The 15,151-nt window shown below is 49.3% G+C and carries 14 protein-coding genes; 3 read left to right on the top strand and 11 right to left on the bottom strand.

Annotated features, from left to right (window positions below; genetic code table 11):
* Positions 1-153 precede the first annotated feature (153 nt).
* Both HR45_RS01545 and HR45_RS19200 read right to left on the bottom strand, forming a co-directional pair.
* On the bottom strand, positions 154-354 hold the full coding sequence (locus tag HR45_RS01545) for a hypothetical protein (protein WP_241461034.1): 201 nt from the start codon (positions 352-354) through the stop codon (positions 154-156).
* Positions 355-406: 52 nt separating this feature from the next.
* Positions 407-583, bottom strand: a complete 177-nt coding sequence (locus HR45_RS19200; protein ID WP_037439002.1) for a DUF1328 domain-containing protein — start codon at positions 581-583, stop codon at positions 407-409.
* 318 nt (positions 584-901) lie between these two features.
* Between HR45_RS19200 and HR45_RS01535 the strand changes: the two genes are divergently transcribed.
* Positions 902-2,308, top strand: a complete 1,407-nt coding sequence (locus tag HR45_RS01535; RefSeq protein ID WP_052074407.1) for a diguanylate cyclase — start codon at positions 902-904, stop codon at positions 2,306-2,308.
* Between the two features lie 275 nt (positions 2,309-2,583).
* On the opposite strand, the gene HR45_RS01530 is transcribed toward HR45_RS01535, so the two are convergent.
* From HR45_RS01530 to HR45_RS01500, 7 genes are all read right to left on the bottom strand, one after another.
* The gene (locus HR45_RS01530) at positions 2,584-4,494 is read right to left on the bottom strand and encodes a CocE/NonD family hydrolase (protein WP_206537873.1); all 1,911 of its coding nucleotides are present in this window, start codon (positions 4,492-4,494) and stop codon (positions 2,584-2,586) included.
* 151 nt (positions 4,495-4,645) lie between these two features.
* Positions 4,646-6,553, bottom strand: a complete 1,908-nt coding sequence (locus HR45_RS01525) for a CocE/NonD family hydrolase (RefSeq protein ID WP_037439000.1) — start codon at positions 6,551-6,553, stop codon at positions 4,646-4,648.
* 150 nt (positions 6,554-6,703) lie between these two features.
* The gene (gene dbpA, locus HR45_RS01520; protein WP_081933351.1) at positions 6,704-8,131 is read right to left on the bottom strand and encodes an ATP-dependent RNA helicase DbpA; all 1,428 of its coding nucleotides are present in this window, start codon (positions 8,129-8,131) and stop codon (positions 6,704-6,706) included.
* Between the two features lie 52 nt (positions 8,132-8,183).
* Positions 8,184-9,443, bottom strand: coding sequence for a glycerophosphodiester phosphodiesterase family protein (locus HR45_RS01515; protein ID WP_037438996.1), 1,260 nt, complete (start codon positions 9,441-9,443; stop codon positions 8,184-8,186).
* A gap of 133 nt (positions 9,444-9,576) precedes the next feature.
* Positions 9,577-10,857, bottom strand: a complete 1,281-nt coding sequence (locus HR45_RS01510) for a hypothetical protein (protein ID WP_037438994.1) — start codon at positions 10,855-10,857, stop codon at positions 9,577-9,579.
* 197 nt (positions 10,858-11,054) lie between these two features.
* Positions 11,055-11,768, bottom strand: coding sequence for a 16S rRNA pseudouridine(516) synthase (locus tag HR45_RS01505; RefSeq protein WP_037438992.1), 714 nt, complete (start codon positions 11,766-11,768; stop codon positions 11,055-11,057).
* Positions 11,758-12,396: a helix-turn-helix transcriptional regulator gene (locus tag HR45_RS01500; protein ID WP_037438990.1), complete on the bottom strand. Its 639-nt coding sequence runs from the start codon at positions 12,394-12,396 to the stop codon at positions 11,758-11,760. Before HR45_RS01500 ends, HR45_RS01505 begins: the two co-directional genes overlap by 11 nt.
* A 127-nt stretch (positions 12,397-12,523) precedes the next feature.
* On the opposite strand from HR45_RS01500, the gene HR45_RS01495 reads away from it, so the two are divergent.
* Both HR45_RS01495 and HR45_RS01490 read left to right on the top strand, forming a co-directional pair.
* A complete protein-coding gene (locus HR45_RS01495; RefSeq protein WP_037438988.1) occupies positions 12,524-13,126 on the top strand; it encodes an NADPH-dependent FMN reductase in 603 nt (200 codons plus the stop codon).
* 14 nt (positions 13,127-13,140) lie between these two features.
* Positions 13,141-13,560: a VOC family protein gene (locus tag HR45_RS01490; RefSeq protein WP_037438987.1), complete on the top strand. Its 420-nt coding sequence runs from the start codon at positions 13,141-13,143 to the stop codon at positions 13,558-13,560.
* A gap of 70 nt (positions 13,561-13,630) precedes the next feature.
* Here the strand turns inward: HR45_RS01490 and folM are convergent, their stop codons facing one another.
* Both folM and ung read right to left on the bottom strand, forming a co-directional pair.
* Positions 13,631-14,335 (bottom strand): dihydromonapterin reductase, encoded by a 705-nt coding sequence (gene folM, locus HR45_RS01485; protein WP_037438985.1) that lies wholly within the window; start codon positions 14,333-14,335, stop codon positions 13,631-13,633.
* 24 nt (positions 14,336-14,359) lie between these two features.
* On the bottom strand, positions 14,360-15,028 hold the full coding sequence (ung, locus tag HR45_RS01480) for a uracil-DNA glycosylase (protein ID WP_037438983.1): 669 nt from the start codon (positions 15,026-15,028) through the stop codon (positions 14,360-14,362).
* Positions 15,029-15,151: the final 123 nt, after the last annotated feature.

Genomic DNA, 15,151 nt, shown 5'->3' with positions numbered 1-15,151 from the left:
GGAAAAACTGCATTTGTACGGCTGAAACTCGCTATTTTCGATAAAGAGGCAAAAAAGCAAAATAAAATCAGTGACTAATAGAGCTCAAACTACCTCTTTATAGGTAGAAAAGGCGACTCAATGCGTCGCCTTTTTAGAAGTGGCGACACGTTGTTAGCAATCAGTATCTTTAGCGCCGGTTTGTTCCTTCAGCGCTTCACATTTATCTTCGATAGCATTGCCCGCATCAGTCATGGTGTTATCAATTTTTTCACCGATATCCTCTGCGGTAGTGTTATCTTCTGCGCCAATCAAAGACACACTGATTAGAATAGCCGCACCGACAATGATGACTAACATAAGTACTTTTTTCATCGTTGAACTCCTTGTGATATTTCGAATTTTCTCAAATCAAACGAGCGTTGTTTTACGCTTTAGGTGGGCGACCTCTGAGTGCGCGCGACACCAGCGAAAGCAGCAACAGCACCACGAAAACAAAGAAAATGATTTTAGCGATGCCGGTCGCAGCACCAGCAATGCCACCGAAACCGAGCAAACCTGCAATCAACGCTATAATCAGAAAAACGAGTGTCCAGCCTAACATCGCAACCTCCTTGAAAGCCTTTCGCTGCTTCTGCACTCCTAGTGCATTTTTTAAAGTCAGCGGAATTTTGCGGTGGTTTAATTAATGCGAGAGTGATGCCAATGTCACAAAGAAATACAACCAATTGATAAAAATAAAGATTTTTAAAAGTTAATCGACAAAAACTCAAACAACAACCGCGCACAACGGAAATTTTTACTGATGGGGCTGTAAGAGTTGCCTGTCGCAATACACAACGACGAATGGATTAATCTAATCTCAGGAATGTTTTTCTATTCAGATAATTAACCTGAGCTGCTAAGCTAAGAAAACAACAACATGATGTATTACCGACAGGGAAAAGCGGGTATTCGTGTGAATTTAGGCTTGGGTTTTAAACAGAAATCAATGCTATGGTTGCTATCGGCCATCTACTTGGTGCTGTCTGTTATTATCACAGAGTTTGTCACGCAAACTTACGCCCAACGGCAACTTTCAGCAGAGCAAGATGTGGTGAAGGATCGCCTGTCTTTAGTACGCTCCCATCTTGAATCCGCCATTTTTATGGATACCTACTTAGCCGATAGTTTAGCAACAGTAGTGACCATCGACCCCAAATTTGCCACTGATAACTGGAATGCCATCGGCGCCAAGTTACTGAGCAAAGCACACTTTGTGCGTAATGTGGGCATTGCCCCTAACAATATCATCTCTCACACCTACCCTTTGAAAGGTAACGAAAAAGCCATCGGCTTTGATTTTCGTACGCGACCAGAGCAATTACGCACGGTGGAGTTAGCACGGCAAATCCAGGGAGTATATATCGCCGGTCCATTGGAATTAGTGCAAGGTGGGCAAGCCATTATCGCGCGCTTTCCTATCTTTGCCGATTATCCTAAAAATACCCGCTACTGGGGTGGCGTCAGTGTGGTAATGGATTTTCAAAAACTCTTGGAGCAAAGCGGCATCGTCAATATTGATGGTGCTCACGTCAGTCTTAGCAAATTCGATATCGCCAATCCTCAGGGCAAGGTGTTTTATGGTGATCCCAATATTTTCGCCAATCCCGATGTTGAAATGAAGGTCAAACTGCCAAACGGTGAATGGCATTTAGCAGCTCACTACGATATCAATGATGCTGAGCACGTACAGATGACCAAGGCCAGTATTCGTGCAATGGGCGCCACCGTATCTGTGCTGGTCTATATCGTATTGCTGTTGCTGTATCGCAACTATTTAATAGTACACACTGCTTCCATGCAGGACGAGTTGACCTCTCTACCTAATCGACGTTCAGTGATGGGATTGCTGCAACGCCTGTTTGAAAAAAACGACAGTGACCAAACGTTTGCCATCCTTAATATCGATCTGAACGGCTTTAAGCATGTCAATGATGAACTCGGGCATGAAGCGGGAGACGAGCTACTTAAACACGTGGCAAAACAGCTAAGTAACGCCGTGCGCAGCGATGACATGGTGGCGCGCATCGGCGGCGATGAATTTGTGATTGTGTTGCAGAATGTGCGAAAAGACACCCGCATTGAAGTGGTCGCCAGCAAAGTGAAACAAATGACCGAAGCGCACACTATGTCATGGGGCGAGCATCAGGTGAAACCATCGCTCAGTGTGGGTTACGCCATCTATGACGGCAGCCAGACGTCCATCAAAGACCTGCTAAAACAAGCTGATAGCCATATGTATCAGGTAAAAACCCGTCATAAACATGGACTCGATTACAGTATATAAAGTGTAGAGCGTGTCTATCTTGACCAACATGTGAAATAGTCCAGTGACTGGCGAGCTTGGCCCAGCAGGCGCATAGGCGTCCAGCGAGTTCAGCTATGGCCACTCACATTAGTGGCGTACAACAGCACTATGCTTGTCATCAATTCCGGCGCTGATATCAAAAGTCCATCTTAGAAGCCGTCTATCGCGAACTCACAGTCAAACAAAAGGCCGGGTTAGTATGACACTAACCCGGCCTTGGTGATGTATATCCTACTATGGCTTACACCAATAAACTATTTGGCAATCGGCAGTACGATGTTCGACGGCGCTTTGGCATCGTGATGCACCTTGATGGTGGCCTTTTTATAGTCCTGCGGTTTCGCCCAAAAGATGTTATCCACGTAGGTTTGTGGGTTACGGTCATATAGCGGGAACAGGCTTGATTGCACCTGCACCATAATCTTATGCCCCGGCAGGAACACGTGATCTACGTTCGGCAACTCAAACTGATAATGTTCCACTTTATTTGGCGTTAACGCGGCAGGTTTATCAAAACCATGCACGTAGCGACCACGGAAGATCTCAATCCCCAGCGGCAGCTCAAAGCCGGTCATCTCTTGGCCAACATAACCTTGCGAGTGGCCTTCAGAGGTGGTGTTGGGATACACATCCACCAACTTCACTACCCAATCGCCATCGCTACCAGAAGTCGACGCAAATAGGTTCACCAGCGGCGCGCCCATAATGTGGACCGGTTTATCCAACACATCGGTGCTGTACACCAATACGTCTGGGCGGCTCGAAGCAAAGCGCTGATCGTGCACTAACCACGGCTTCCATTGGCTGGAGTCATCCATATTGATAGGACGAGGAATAAACGGCACCGGTTTCGCCGGATCCGACACATAATCATCAAATGCTTGCTTGGCTTTGGGTGCATCGAATGACAGGCCAAAGTTATCACTCAGGTAGATTTTCTTGCCTTCGCCCATTGGCCATTTCGGCGATTCATTCCACTTATTTACACCAGTCGCGTAGGTCAGTACGGGTGGCGTATGCGGATCCGGTGCGCCTTTCAAATAATGGTCGAAAAACGGCTTCATGTATTTGACGCGGAACTCTTTAGCGGTATCACCAGTAAAGGTCAGCGCCCCGAGTTTGTAGCCGTAGTGATTCACGCCAGAGTGACGCCATGGGCCAATCACCAATGACACTTTGTCATTGTATTTATCTTTCGGCTCAATCGCTTTATACACCGCTGGCGCGCCGTAAGAATCCTCTTGGTCCCACTGACCGACAATCAGCATGGTCGGCACTTTCAGTGGCTCTTTGGCGAGGATTTTATCGACCGCCTGCAACGACCAGAAATCGGTATAAGCTGGGTTTTCGGTCAATTTGCGAATGAAGGGATAGTTCTCATAACCCCATTTCTTGATGTAATCACCCGTAGAACCCGCTTCCAAAAAGCGGCTGTAGTCATCCATTGGCTCGGTGGCGATGTCCCAACCTTCAGCCTTGGCGGTGCTTTGACCAATGGTGTAACCAATATTCACATTACGAAACGCACCGTTATGGAACCAGTCATCGCCCATCCAACCATCCACCATCGGGCTTTGCGGCGCAGCGGCTTTCAGCGCCGGATGTGGATTAATCTCCGCCATCAAGCTAGTAAAACCGAGATAAGATGAGCCAACAATGCCCACTTTGCCATTGCTTTCGGCGACGTTTTTCACCAACCAATCAATGGTGTCGTAAGCATCGGTCGCTTCATCAATACCCGTGTTGTTCAGCGGGCCAACCACAGGACGGTTAGTCACATAGTCGCCTTCAGAATTGTGCAGGCCGCGAATATCCTGATAGACACGAATGTAGTTGTCTTGCACATATTCGATGTCCATCGCATCCACCAGCTCTTCAATATGCTGGCTGGAAGTACGCGCGGTACTACCTTTGGCATCATAGGGCGTGCGACTCAGCAAAATGGGCGCATTCTTGGTGCCCTTTTTCATCAGAATCACGGTGTAAAGTTTGGTACCGTCACGCATAGGTACCATTTCAACCCGTTTGATGTAATCCGCTTCAGGACGAATTTTGTTATAGCTGGCAACACCATCTGGCGTCATCGGCGTGACTTTGTCTGCCGCAAATGCAGCTGGCAGCATGCTACTAGCCGCTAATGCAAGCATCAGTGGATGAATTTTCATTACTTGCCTCTATCTGTTTTCGAGATGATTTTTATCGTTGTTATATGTGCCGTTTACAGCGGCCCGTTCCACACTACTCCGATGCGGCGGTAGCAGCAAAAGGCAAAGTGTTACATGGCGTGACACTTTGCCTTATTCATCTAACTATCAGTTACTTAACGATAGGTAGTTCAATGTTGGAACTGTGGAATACGCTCATGGTAGCCTTTTGATAATCCTGCGGCTTGGCCCAAAAGATATTGTCCACATAAGTTTGCGGGTTACGGTCGTACAATGGGAACAGGCTTGATTGCACTTGGATCATCAACTTATGCCCCGGCTGGAATACATGATCCACGTTCGGCAATGCAAACTGGTAATGCTCCACTTTACCCGGCGTTAACGGCGCTGGCGTGGCAAAACCATGCACGTAGCGACCACGGAAGGCTTCAATACCCACCGCCAGTTCAAAGCCAGTCATCTCTTGGCCGACATAGCCTTGCGAATAGCCTTCTGAGGTAGTATTAGGATAAACATCAATCAGCTTGACCACCCAATCGGCGTCGGTGCCGGTGGTAGATGCAAACAAGTTCACCAACGGCGCGCCCATGATGTGTACCGGTTTTTCCAGCACCTCGCTGGTGTACACCAATACGTCAGGGCGACTTGAAGCAAAACGCTGATCATGTACTAACCAAGGGCGCCACTGCGCTGAATCATTGAGGTTAATCGGCCGCGGTACAAACGGCACCGGCTTGGCAGGATCGGCGACATAATCATCGTGCGCTTTGGCATTGCTATCTGGCTTGAACGACAGCCCCATGTTGTCGTTCACATACAGTTTCTTCGGCGTCCCCATCGGCCATTTGGAGGACACATTCCACTTATTCTCCCCCGTGGCATAGGTCAACACTGGTGGTGTTTTTGGATCTGGTGTGCCTTTGAGATGATGGTCGAAAAACGGCTTCATATATTTGACGCGAAACTCTTTGGCGGTATCACCAGTAAAGGTCAGCGCGCCGAGTTTGTAGCCGTAGTGATTCACGCCAGAGTGACGCCATGGGCCAATCACTAACGACACCATGTCGTTATTTTTATCTTTTGGCTCAATCGCTTTATATACCGCGGGCGCGCCGTAGGAATCCTCTTGGTCCCATTGACCAACAATCAGCATGGTCGGTACTTTGAGTGGCTGCTTCGCCAGAATTTTATCCACCGCTTGCAGTGACCAAAACTCGGTATACGCCGGGTTTTCTGTCATTTTGCGCAGCATCGGATAATGTTCAAAGCCCCATTTTTTTAGGTAATCGCCGGTAGATCCCGCTTCTAAAAAGCGGCTGTAATCATCTTGTGGGCCGGTAGCTGTACCTTCGCTTTCAGCTTTAGCGGTGCTTTGCACCACTGAGTAGTTGATCACCGCATTACGAAAGGCGCCGTTGTGGAACCAATCATCCCCCATCCAGCCATCAACCATCGGGCTTTGCGGTGCAGCCGCTTTTAGCGCTGGATGCGGATTAATCTCTGCCATCAGCGTGGTAAAGCCCAAATAGGAAGAACCAATAATGCCCACATTGCCGTTGGTTTCCGGCACGTTTTTCACCAGCCAATCGATGGTGTCGTAAGCATCGGTCGATTCATCAATGCCGGTGCTATTCAGCGGGCCGGTTAACGGTCGGTTACCGATAAACTCGCCTTCTGATTTATGCACGCCGCGCAAATCTTGATAGACGCGAATATAGTTATCTTCGACATAATCGACATCCATAATCGGCACTAACTGGCTAATGTGTTGGCTGTTACTGCGAATAGCACTGGCTGCCGCATTGTAGGGGGTGCGACTTAGCAAAATCGGCGCGTTCTTGGTGCCCTTTTTCATCAGCATGATGGTGTACAACTTGGTGCCATCACGCATGGGGATCATCACTTCACGCTTAACAAAATCCGCCTCAGCGCGAATATTGTTATAACTAGCGACACCATCAGGTGTCATTGGCGTGACTTTATCGGAGGGAGCCGCCGCGAATACAGCTGGCACAACACTGGCCGCCAGCAGCGCCAGCGTTAAGGGATGGAGTTTCATGGATTGCCTCAATTTGGTATTGCGATGTTTTTGTTAGCGGACGGCTTGGCGCCGTCCTTTTTTTGAATACCGTATACGCTTTATTTCACTAACGCAAAACAAAAGCCAAACAACACATTGAAACTAAGTAACAAATTTTAACAGCCGTGTTTAACGTCCCATCACCCAAGCACGGAACGACTTCCCTTTGAGCTTGCCGTTGCTCAGTTTCTTGGCCGCTTGTTTACCTAGCTCACGGCGTACCGCCACATAAGCCCAGATATCGTTGACTTGAATTTTACCGACATCACTACCGTTAATGTCATTGCCTGCCGTTAACGCCCCGAGAATGTCACCGGGGCGCAATTTATGCTTTTTACCACCTTCGATACGAATGCAGCTCATATTCGCCAGCAGCGGTGCCGTATTAGTGACCTCTGGCAATTCATCAAATTGCAATGTGCCGTAGCGATCTTCCAGCAGTGCTAAACGCATATCATCGTTTGGAGCCACTAAACTCAGCGCCACGCCTTTAGCGCCCGCACGGCCTGTACGACCAATGCGGTGTACGTGCGCTTCTTGCTCAAACGCCAGTTGGTAGTTGATCACCAAGTCGAGCGCATCAATATCTAACCCACGCGCGGCAACATCAGTGGCCACCATAACCACGGCACTTTTCAAGGCAAACGCCACCAGTGCACGATCGCGTTCGCGCTGATCCAGATCGCCATGCAGCGCTACCGCATCGAAACCTTTGTCAGCCAAGAAATCGGCCACATCTTGGGTTTCTTGCTTGGTGTTACAGAACACCACCGCACTTTCAGGGCGCTGCTTCAACAACAGTTGATACACACCTTGGCGGCGGCCTTCGATATTGCTAATGCGATAAAAAGTTTGCTGAATATTGGCATTAGTGGCGCTTTCAGCCACTTTCACTTCCACCGGTTGCTGCAGCGTTTCTTTCGCTAACGCCAGAATTGAGGCGGGAAAGGTCGCACTAAACAGCAGGTTTTGCCGTTTACGCGGTAAGAATGCACGGATTTGATCCAGCGCTTCGGTAAAGCCCATCTCCAACATGCGATCGGCTTCATCCATTACAAACTGGTTTACATCGTCTAAAAACAGTCGACGTTGCTCCAGATGCTCCAATACCCGACCAGGTGTGCCAACAATAATGTGCGCACCATGCTCCAGCGACCCTATTTGTGGACCAATCGGCGTGCCGCCACACAGCGTTAAAATCTTAATGTTGTGAATGCCACGAGCAAACTTGCGCAGTTCGCTGGCTACTTGGTCAGCCAGTTCACGGGTTGGGCATAACACCAAAGATTGCACGCGGAATTTTTTCACATCCAACAACTGCAAAATGCCCAAGCCAAAGGCACAGGTTTTACCAGAGCCTGTTTTCGCTTGAGCTAACACATCGCGACCATCAAGTATTGCTGGCAAGCTTTGCGCTTGGATGGGCGTCATATGGGCGAAACCTAGGTCGGCCACAGTGGCAATAAGTGATTTTTTCAGCGGCAGCGCGCTAAAGTCAGTAGCAGTTGATGAAGTCAAAATAGATCCTGATGCACAATCAAACGGAAAGGAAAGCATGAAACGGCGCTATTGTAACAGTTATTCATAGTTTCGCTCGGGATTCTGCCAGTTATAGTCCCATGCAATTGGCATAATAGGTCACGCTGCCTGGCCAATCGCTAAATATGGCGCTGACGCCTACTTGTTTTGCCAATACATCCAACACCTTAAGCATGTCACCATCTTTGTGAATAGCAGCGTTAATGCTTTGGTAATACCAACCGCCGCCATTAGCCAGCGGCCCGGAACGTTCAAAACTCCAAGCGATAATCCGCAATCCTGCCCGCTTTGCTTCAAGCGCATAGCGAGATGGTACTATTTCGCCATTGGCATCAAGCGTCAGCAACATCCATATCGCTGGGGCAATCGTAGTGACACCTTGCTGTTTCAATTGCGCCATGCTCCACTTCCAACTGCTGGGTTGCATCGGATCGAAGTTCGCACTGTTTTCGCCCTCATCGAGGAATATCGCCTGCTTACCAAAGGCGGGAGTATGTTCAATCCAGTAACGCACGTCGGCCAACGAAAATGACTGCGCTAACACCTCATCTGCACTGATGCCGGCGGCGCGGTAACTATCAATCAATTTTTGCGCGTATTGCTGTTGGGTCATACCTGCAAACGGCATAGCGACCATCGGCGCTTTTAGCTCTGGCGTTTGCTTTACGCCCAGCGATTTAAACAACGCAATCGATTCATCGAGCGTCATCAAGGTCCCAGTTTGGGCGTATAAATCGCTGCGCCAGTGTGGCGTGCCATTGAGATATTCGGCGGGCGTACTGGCCTTGGGATTAAAACCATCCATCTTACCTTTGAGCTGTTTAAACTGGGCTAAGGTGATGTCTGAGGTGCAGCATTGCACACTGGCATCAGCGCCAGTGGCTGCATTGGCGGGAGAAAAAGGTTGGCGACATTGTTTGGCAATATCGTCATGAAGCAGGATATCGGTGGTATTGGCCAGATCGCATTGACTGTGGCGGCACACTAGCGCTTTATCTTTGGTAAAGGTGACATCGCATTCCAGCGTGCCAGCGCCCATTCGCGCGCCCGCCAAATAGCCCTCTTTCGTGTGCTCGGGAAACAGTAAAGGTGCACCGCGATGGGAGATAACAAAGTTACTGCGATAAAATGGCCCGGCAGCGCATTGCGCCAGCTTGTCCTTTAGTGCACCAGCATCCAAGTCATCGACAAGATAGTATGGCCGAACCCCGACTTGTGCCGGCACCTTTACTGCGACCGATGTATTTTCGGCAAGCGGCATTGGTGACGCGGTGCAACCCGCCAACAAAGCAACACCCAACAGCACATACCATACTGACTCTTTTAGCATACCCAACTCGTTGATTAGAGATTCCTTTCTTAGTGTTGAGCTTAACGAGATTGGCTTAAAATTTCGACAAAAACAAAAAACGGTGGCTATAAAAACCACCGCTGAGAAATGTGACGTCCGAGTAGAGTTCAGCTTAATTACACATCACAATACTGCCTACCGTGTGGCAAACCGCAATATTTCGGGAAGGCGTTGCTATCGGTTGCACTTGTGGCGCCTGCCAGCTATTAATGCTTTGCAGCATGCGCTGATTGTTTTGCTGCAGCTGTTGGCTCGTTTGGTTGATCTGATTCCATATTTGCTGATTCTGTTGCTGCTGAACGATTTGCTGTTGCATGGCTATTTGCTGCTGTATAAGCCGCTGTTGTTCTACGTTAGCAGCTTGCGCTTGCATATTTTTCAGCCGCTGTTGAAAGCGAAGAGAAGCCTCGGCATAAGGTTTTTTGAACTGATCTCGCCAAGTACACACTTTGGTATACTCTCGCTGCTTCAGCCCCTTTATTGCGCTGTTGCCATTACAGGCCTTATACAAATACTCACGCTCTATTTGCTGCGCGCTTTGCAGATGTTGCGTCACTTGCCCCAGATCAGTTCTGACCTTCTGGTAAATAGTATTAAGGTGATTAGTGTATTCAACAGGCAGTTTCACAAGTTCCACATTTTGACCATTTTCAATACGATACTGCCGTACAAGACCATTACTAAACCCAGCCACAGCAACGCCGCCCCTAGTCTTACTATTCGGTTCCATAATTTCTAACGTATAAACCGGCGCGTTCGGATTAATCACAGGTGTTGCGGTGTTGTCAGTTACGGCGTATATAATGGAATTATCTACATTAGTGGCGTAATAGAATCGTGTGGTATTAAACGGTGACATCTCCAATACTGAGACTTGGCCTTTTTCATCGACGGCAGTCATTGTTTGCACAACGATGAATCCGTCATATCCATCACGATAACTTTCTCTAATGTACGAAGACGCTGGCCACTTTTCCCCACCGACGCTGTATAGAACAAATTTATTGACGAAATCATAAAGAACTTTGGGTTGAAGGCGGTTATCGCCAGTGCCGTTGTGAAAGGTAATTTCTTCAAGATGGTGGGTATCAGAAATTGAAATATCTCGACCAAGCCCATAGGCGAAGCCATTTTTACATTCGCCATCCCAGTATGCCCGAAAATGCGGCCGCTTTTGCTGTGCTTTGCTGGACGGCAGTTTACAAGGTTCGGTTTTGTTAACTGGCTGGGTGTAAACAAATTCGGCTGGCTTTTGACTAGTTGGCAAGCTCAGCAATGCGCGTTCGAAGGTTGAAGCCTCTTCATAGCTGAGCTCCCGCAGACCGTCACCTGATGATGCACATCCGTAGACAGACATTAGCCCAATGGCAACTGCGATATATCTCTTATTCATGTGGTATTCATCCTAAATATTGCTGTCATCCTCTTACTCCACATATTACTTATGCAATGCGGTTTATCTATGTCCGCTATTAGAGTTAGAGCGAAAAATAGTGCCCAGAATTAAAACCTTAACAATGAGCGCTGAAAATGCTATCACCTGAACGCCCCGTAGCGCTACCCTCAGCTCAAAAGGCCGTATGAATCCAATCAAATAACTACGGAAGCAATCTCATCAGCGCGCAATTCACGCGCCTCACCAAGCGCGAGATTATCATCCAATACAATTTGCCCAATCTGATAACGATGCAGTGCCACTACCGGATTACGAAAGCGGCCAAACATGCGTTTGATCTGGTGATACTTGCCTTCGGTAAGCACCACATCGGCGATATAGTCGGAGACAATCGTTAGCTCAGCGGGCGCCGTAGTGATGTTCTCAAACTCAAAATAAAAGCCGTCACGAAAGGCGCTAACGTAGTCGTCTGTCAGCGGGTTTTGCAAGGTCACCCGATAATGTTTGCGCTTGCTGGCCGATGGCTGGGCAATCGCCTCACTCCAGCGCGAGTCATTGGTCAGTAGCAATAGGCCGGTGGTGTATTTATCCAGCCGGCCCGCAATGTGCAGTTGCTGTGTTTGCGCTATCTCTGGCAACAAACTCATGACGGTTTGCTGCTCAGCATCGCTAGTAGCACTCACCACGCCCGCCGGTTTGTGCAACATCCAATAGGCAGGTGCAAGCGCTTGTAGTAACTGGCCTTGGCATTCAATGCGGGTGAATTCGTTGATGATGATATTCACCTGCGTGACAGCGGCGCCATTGAGCAGCACCTCACCTTGGCGGATCAGTTGCTGCGCTTGGCGGCTGGGGATTTGTAATCGACTCGCTAAAAAGCGGTCGATGCGACCGCGTTTACTGTTCATGAGTAGTCGCCGTATGCGGAGTAATGCGATAAGCACAGCGACGTGAGCCATCCAGAATATGTTCCTCCCGCTCGACACGGGCAAGCGGCTTTAACAGCGTTTGAAACAACTGCAATTCGGAGCGACAAAAATTCAGGCAATGACTGGCGGCACTACAGATCGGGCAGTGGTTTTCGAGTAGAAAATACACGCCATCCTCTTGGCTAATGGTCGCCATGTAGCCTTCCGCAGTGCGCTGTTGTGCTAACGCATCTAACTGCGCGGCCAGCCCCTGATGCGGCGCAATTGCGTTGGCGTACAGCTGCTGTTGTCGTTGCTCGCGATGTTGGATCAACTGCTCCATGCCACTATCGCCAAATACGGTTTTGACCGATTCGATCAGTTGCACGCTTAGCTCATCGTGGCGATCAGCAAACAGTGATTGGCTCGCCTCGGCTAACAGCCAATAGCGCGTCGGGCGCCCACGGCCTTCAATACGGTCTTCTACCGTCACCAGTTGCTGTTGCTCTAAGGCTTGCAGGTGCTGGCGTACACCCATGCTGGTGAGTTGCAACATATCGGCCAGCATTTTGGCGGTCTGCGGCCCGTTAACCTTAAGAATATTGACGATTTTATCTGCAGTTTTCATCTTTCCTCCACCACGCCATTATGCCGTGACCACAGATTAAATAAAGTTTTTTGTTTATTTTATATTTACAAGAATAAATAAAGCGATTACCTTACAAAAAAAATTAATAAACAAAAATGTTTATAAAATGAGATTATTGATTGTTAGCGCCAGCCAAAGGAGCCCGTCACAAACGCAACGAGTGGCAAGCTATCTTGCTGAAAATGCACAACAACATGGTTTTGAACACATCGATTTGTTGGAACTTTGCCAACAAGATTTACCTTTTTGGGACGGCGAAGATGACCACCGTGGTGCGCAGTGGCCTCGCATCGATTCACTGGTACAAGCGGCCGATGCGTTGGTGTTGTTAACGCCGGAGTGGGGCGGTATGGCCTCACCGCTGCTGAAGAACTTTCTGCTGATGTGCGACAAGCAACAAACCGCGCATAAACCAGCATTGTTGGTGGCGGTGGTGGGTGGCATTAGCGGCGCGTATCCCATCAGCGAGCTGCGTATGAACGCGCTCAAAAATAACAAGTTAGTGGCGATTCCTGATCATCTGATCATTCGTAACGTTAAGCAGATGCTGCAAGCGGAGATTGACAATAGACACGACCAGCAACTGCGCGAACGCATCCACTACAGCCTGCATATGCTGGCGCAATATTCACAGGCGCTAGCGCCAATCCGCAGCGCTCACATCGGCACGCCCTATCCCAAACAACAAGAATATCTCTACGGCATGTAATCAAGGAGCACGCCATGGTCTATTTGGAACATTTAAATCTAGTGGTGAACGATATTCCCGCCGCGATGCAGTTTTACCAAGCGGCTTTTCCGCACTGGCGCGTGCGTGGTGGTGGCGAGCAGATGTGGTATGGCAAGTCGCGCCAATGGTTGCACTTGGGTGACGACTATCAATATCTCACCCTCAATGACGACGGTGAAGGCAGCAACCGCGATCTCAGCGGTCATCAAATCGGACTGGCGCACTTTGCTTTTGTCACCGATAACCTTGCGGCCTTGATTGAACGGATGCAGCAAGCAGGTCACAAGGTGGCGAAACCGGGCGATGAAAGCGGCCCTCGGCGCAACGTGTATTACTTAGATCCAGCCGGTTTTGAAGTGGAATTTGTGGAATACCGCAGCGATATTCCGACGCAGCGTAATGTATATCAATAAGCGCCGCTAACATCGATTTATTAGGTGCTGCCGTCATGCTCCGCTCACTCTTGGCGGCGGCACCGCCCTATCATTTTAATGCTCGGCCACCATCAAGATGCAGACACTGGCCGGTGATGTAACCACTGCCGAGCAGATAATTTACCGCGTCGATAAACTCCTGCTCACCGCCCTCTTTTGGCAGTAACGCTTTGGTGAGCGTTTTGGCGCGATATTGCGCATCATCGTGCTCGTTAAACAACATCAGCGCCGGGGCGATGCTGTTCACTTTCACTTGCGGCGCCAGCTTAGCAGCAAACGATTGAGTCAGGTTTTCCAGCGCCGCTTTACTGGCGGCGTAAGCCAAATGCTTAGCACTACCTTTTTGCGCCACGTAGTCAGTGACATGGATGATGTCCGAACTGGCGGTATCGCCTTGTTGCAACAGTGGCGCCAACGCGAGATTCAGCAGATACGGCACCCGTGCATGAATGCCGAGCATGGCATCAAATACCGCCGCCGGTTGCGCCGACTTTTCCGATAACCAATCAGAAGCGTTATGCACGATGGCGCGCAGCGCACTGTGGCGCTGTTGTATATTGGCGATAAACTGCTGCAACGCCGCGTCATCTAACAGATCGAGTTGATGCAACTCAGCGCCGTTATCACGTAATGCCTGTAACTGCGGGTAGTCACTGCGATAGGTGCCGATCACCTGCTCGCCTTGCGCTAATAGCGCTTGCGCGAGGGCAAAGCCTAAACGTTTACCAATCCCTGTAATCAATATCGCGGCCATGCTCGGTTCCTTGTGCTGGGTTGCTTACGGTAGTTGTGGTTGCCAGTCGATAGGCGCTTGGCCCCATGCCACCAACTGGCGGTTGATTTCAGAAAAATGACCGCAACCAAAGAAGCCACGATAGGCCGACAATGGTGATGGATGCGGGCCACTAATGATGCGATGACGTTGGCCGTCCAAACGCTTACCTTTTTTCTGCGCATGGCCGCCCCACAGCACAAAAATCTTCGGTGTCTGGTGCTGATTCAGCAGATCGATCACTTCATCTGTAAAGGTCTCCCATCCCGCTTTAGCGTGGGAATGAGCTTTGCCCTGCTCGACCGTCAACACAGTATTGAGCATCAGTACGCCCTGCTTGGCCCAACTTTCCAAAAAACCGTGATTGGGGATCTCAAAGCCATCAATATCGGTCGCCAGTTCTTTATACATGTTAGCTAACGATGGCGGTGCTTTGATGCCGGGTTTTACCGAGAAACACAGGCCGTGCGCTTGATCTGGGCCGTGGTAAGGATCTTGGCCGATAAGCACTACTCGCACCTTCTCCAACGGTGTTAAATCAAAGGCGCTAAAGACCTCGTTTTCAGGAGGATAGATAGCTTTGCCACTGGCACGCTCGTGTGCCACAAACTCGCTTAACTGCTGAAAGTAAGCTTGCTGTTGTTGCTGTGCAATAAAGTCAGCCCATTGTTGCATGATGATAAATTGTCCAAGCGATCATTCGGTTAGCAGTAGCTTAGAGATGCGCGGCGTATGACACAAGTCCAGAATAACTGCGCTGAGGGCGTGCATCTCATGAATGTGAGCCGTACAATGCCT

Source organism: Shewanella mangrovi (assembly GCF_000753795.1).
Lineage (GTDB): Bacteria > Pseudomonadota > Gammaproteobacteria > Enterobacterales > Shewanellaceae > Shewanella > Shewanella mangrovi.
Note: the sequence above shows the minus strand (reverse complement) of the source record. Positions and strands in the feature narration are given on the sequence as shown.

Coding starts and splice junctions, on each gene's coding strand:
- HR45_RS01515 (WP_037438996.1), bottom strand. CDS start 9,443: ATGCTAAAAGAGTCAGTATGGTATGTGCTGTTGGGTGTTGCTTTGTTG.
- HR45_RS01500 (WP_037438990.1), bottom strand. CDS start 12,396: ATGAAAACTGCAGATAAAATCGTCAATATTCTTAAGGTTAACGGGCCG.
- HR45_RS01490 (WP_037438987.1), top strand. CDS start 13,141: ATGGTCTATTTGGAACATTTAAATCTAGTGGTGAACGATATTCCCGCC.
- HR45_RS01495 (WP_037438988.1), top strand. CDS start 12,524: ATGAGATTATTGATTGTTAGCGCCAGCCAAAGGAGCCCGTCACAAACG.
- HR45_RS01510 (WP_037438994.1), bottom strand. CDS start 10,857: ATGAATAAGAGATATATCGCAGTTGCCATTGGGCTAATGTCTGTCTAC.
- HR45_RS19200 (WP_037439002.1), bottom strand. CDS start 583: ATGTTAGGCTGGACACTCGTTTTTCTGATTATAGCGTTGATTGCAGGT.
- dbpA (WP_081933351.1), bottom strand. CDS start 8,131: ATGCTTTCCTTTCCGTTTGATTGTGCATCAGGATCTATTTTGACTTCA.
- HR45_RS01535 (WP_052074407.1), top strand. CDS start 902: ATGATGTATTACCGACAGGGAAAAGCGGGTATTCGTGTGAATTTAGGC.
- HR45_RS01525 (WP_037439000.1), bottom strand. CDS start 6,553: ATGAAACTCCATCCCTTAACGCTGGCGCTGCTGGCGGCCAGTGTTGTG.
- HR45_RS01545 (WP_241461034.1), bottom strand. CDS start 354: ATGAAAAAAGTACTTATGTTAGTCATCATTGTCGGTGCGGCTATTCTA.
- ung (WP_037438983.1), bottom strand. CDS start 15,028: ATGCAACAATGGGCTGACTTTATTGCACAGCAACAACAGCAAGCTTAC.
- HR45_RS01530 (WP_206537873.1), bottom strand. CDS start 4,494: ATGAAAATTCATCCACTGATGCTTGCATTAGCGGCTAGTAGCATGCTG.
- folM (WP_037438985.1), bottom strand. CDS start 14,335: ATGGCCGCGATATTGATTACAGGGATTGGTAAACGTTTAGGCTTTGCC.
- HR45_RS01505 (WP_037438992.1), bottom strand. CDS start 11,768: ATGAACAGTAAACGCGGTCGCATCGACCGCTTTTTAGCGAGTCGATTA.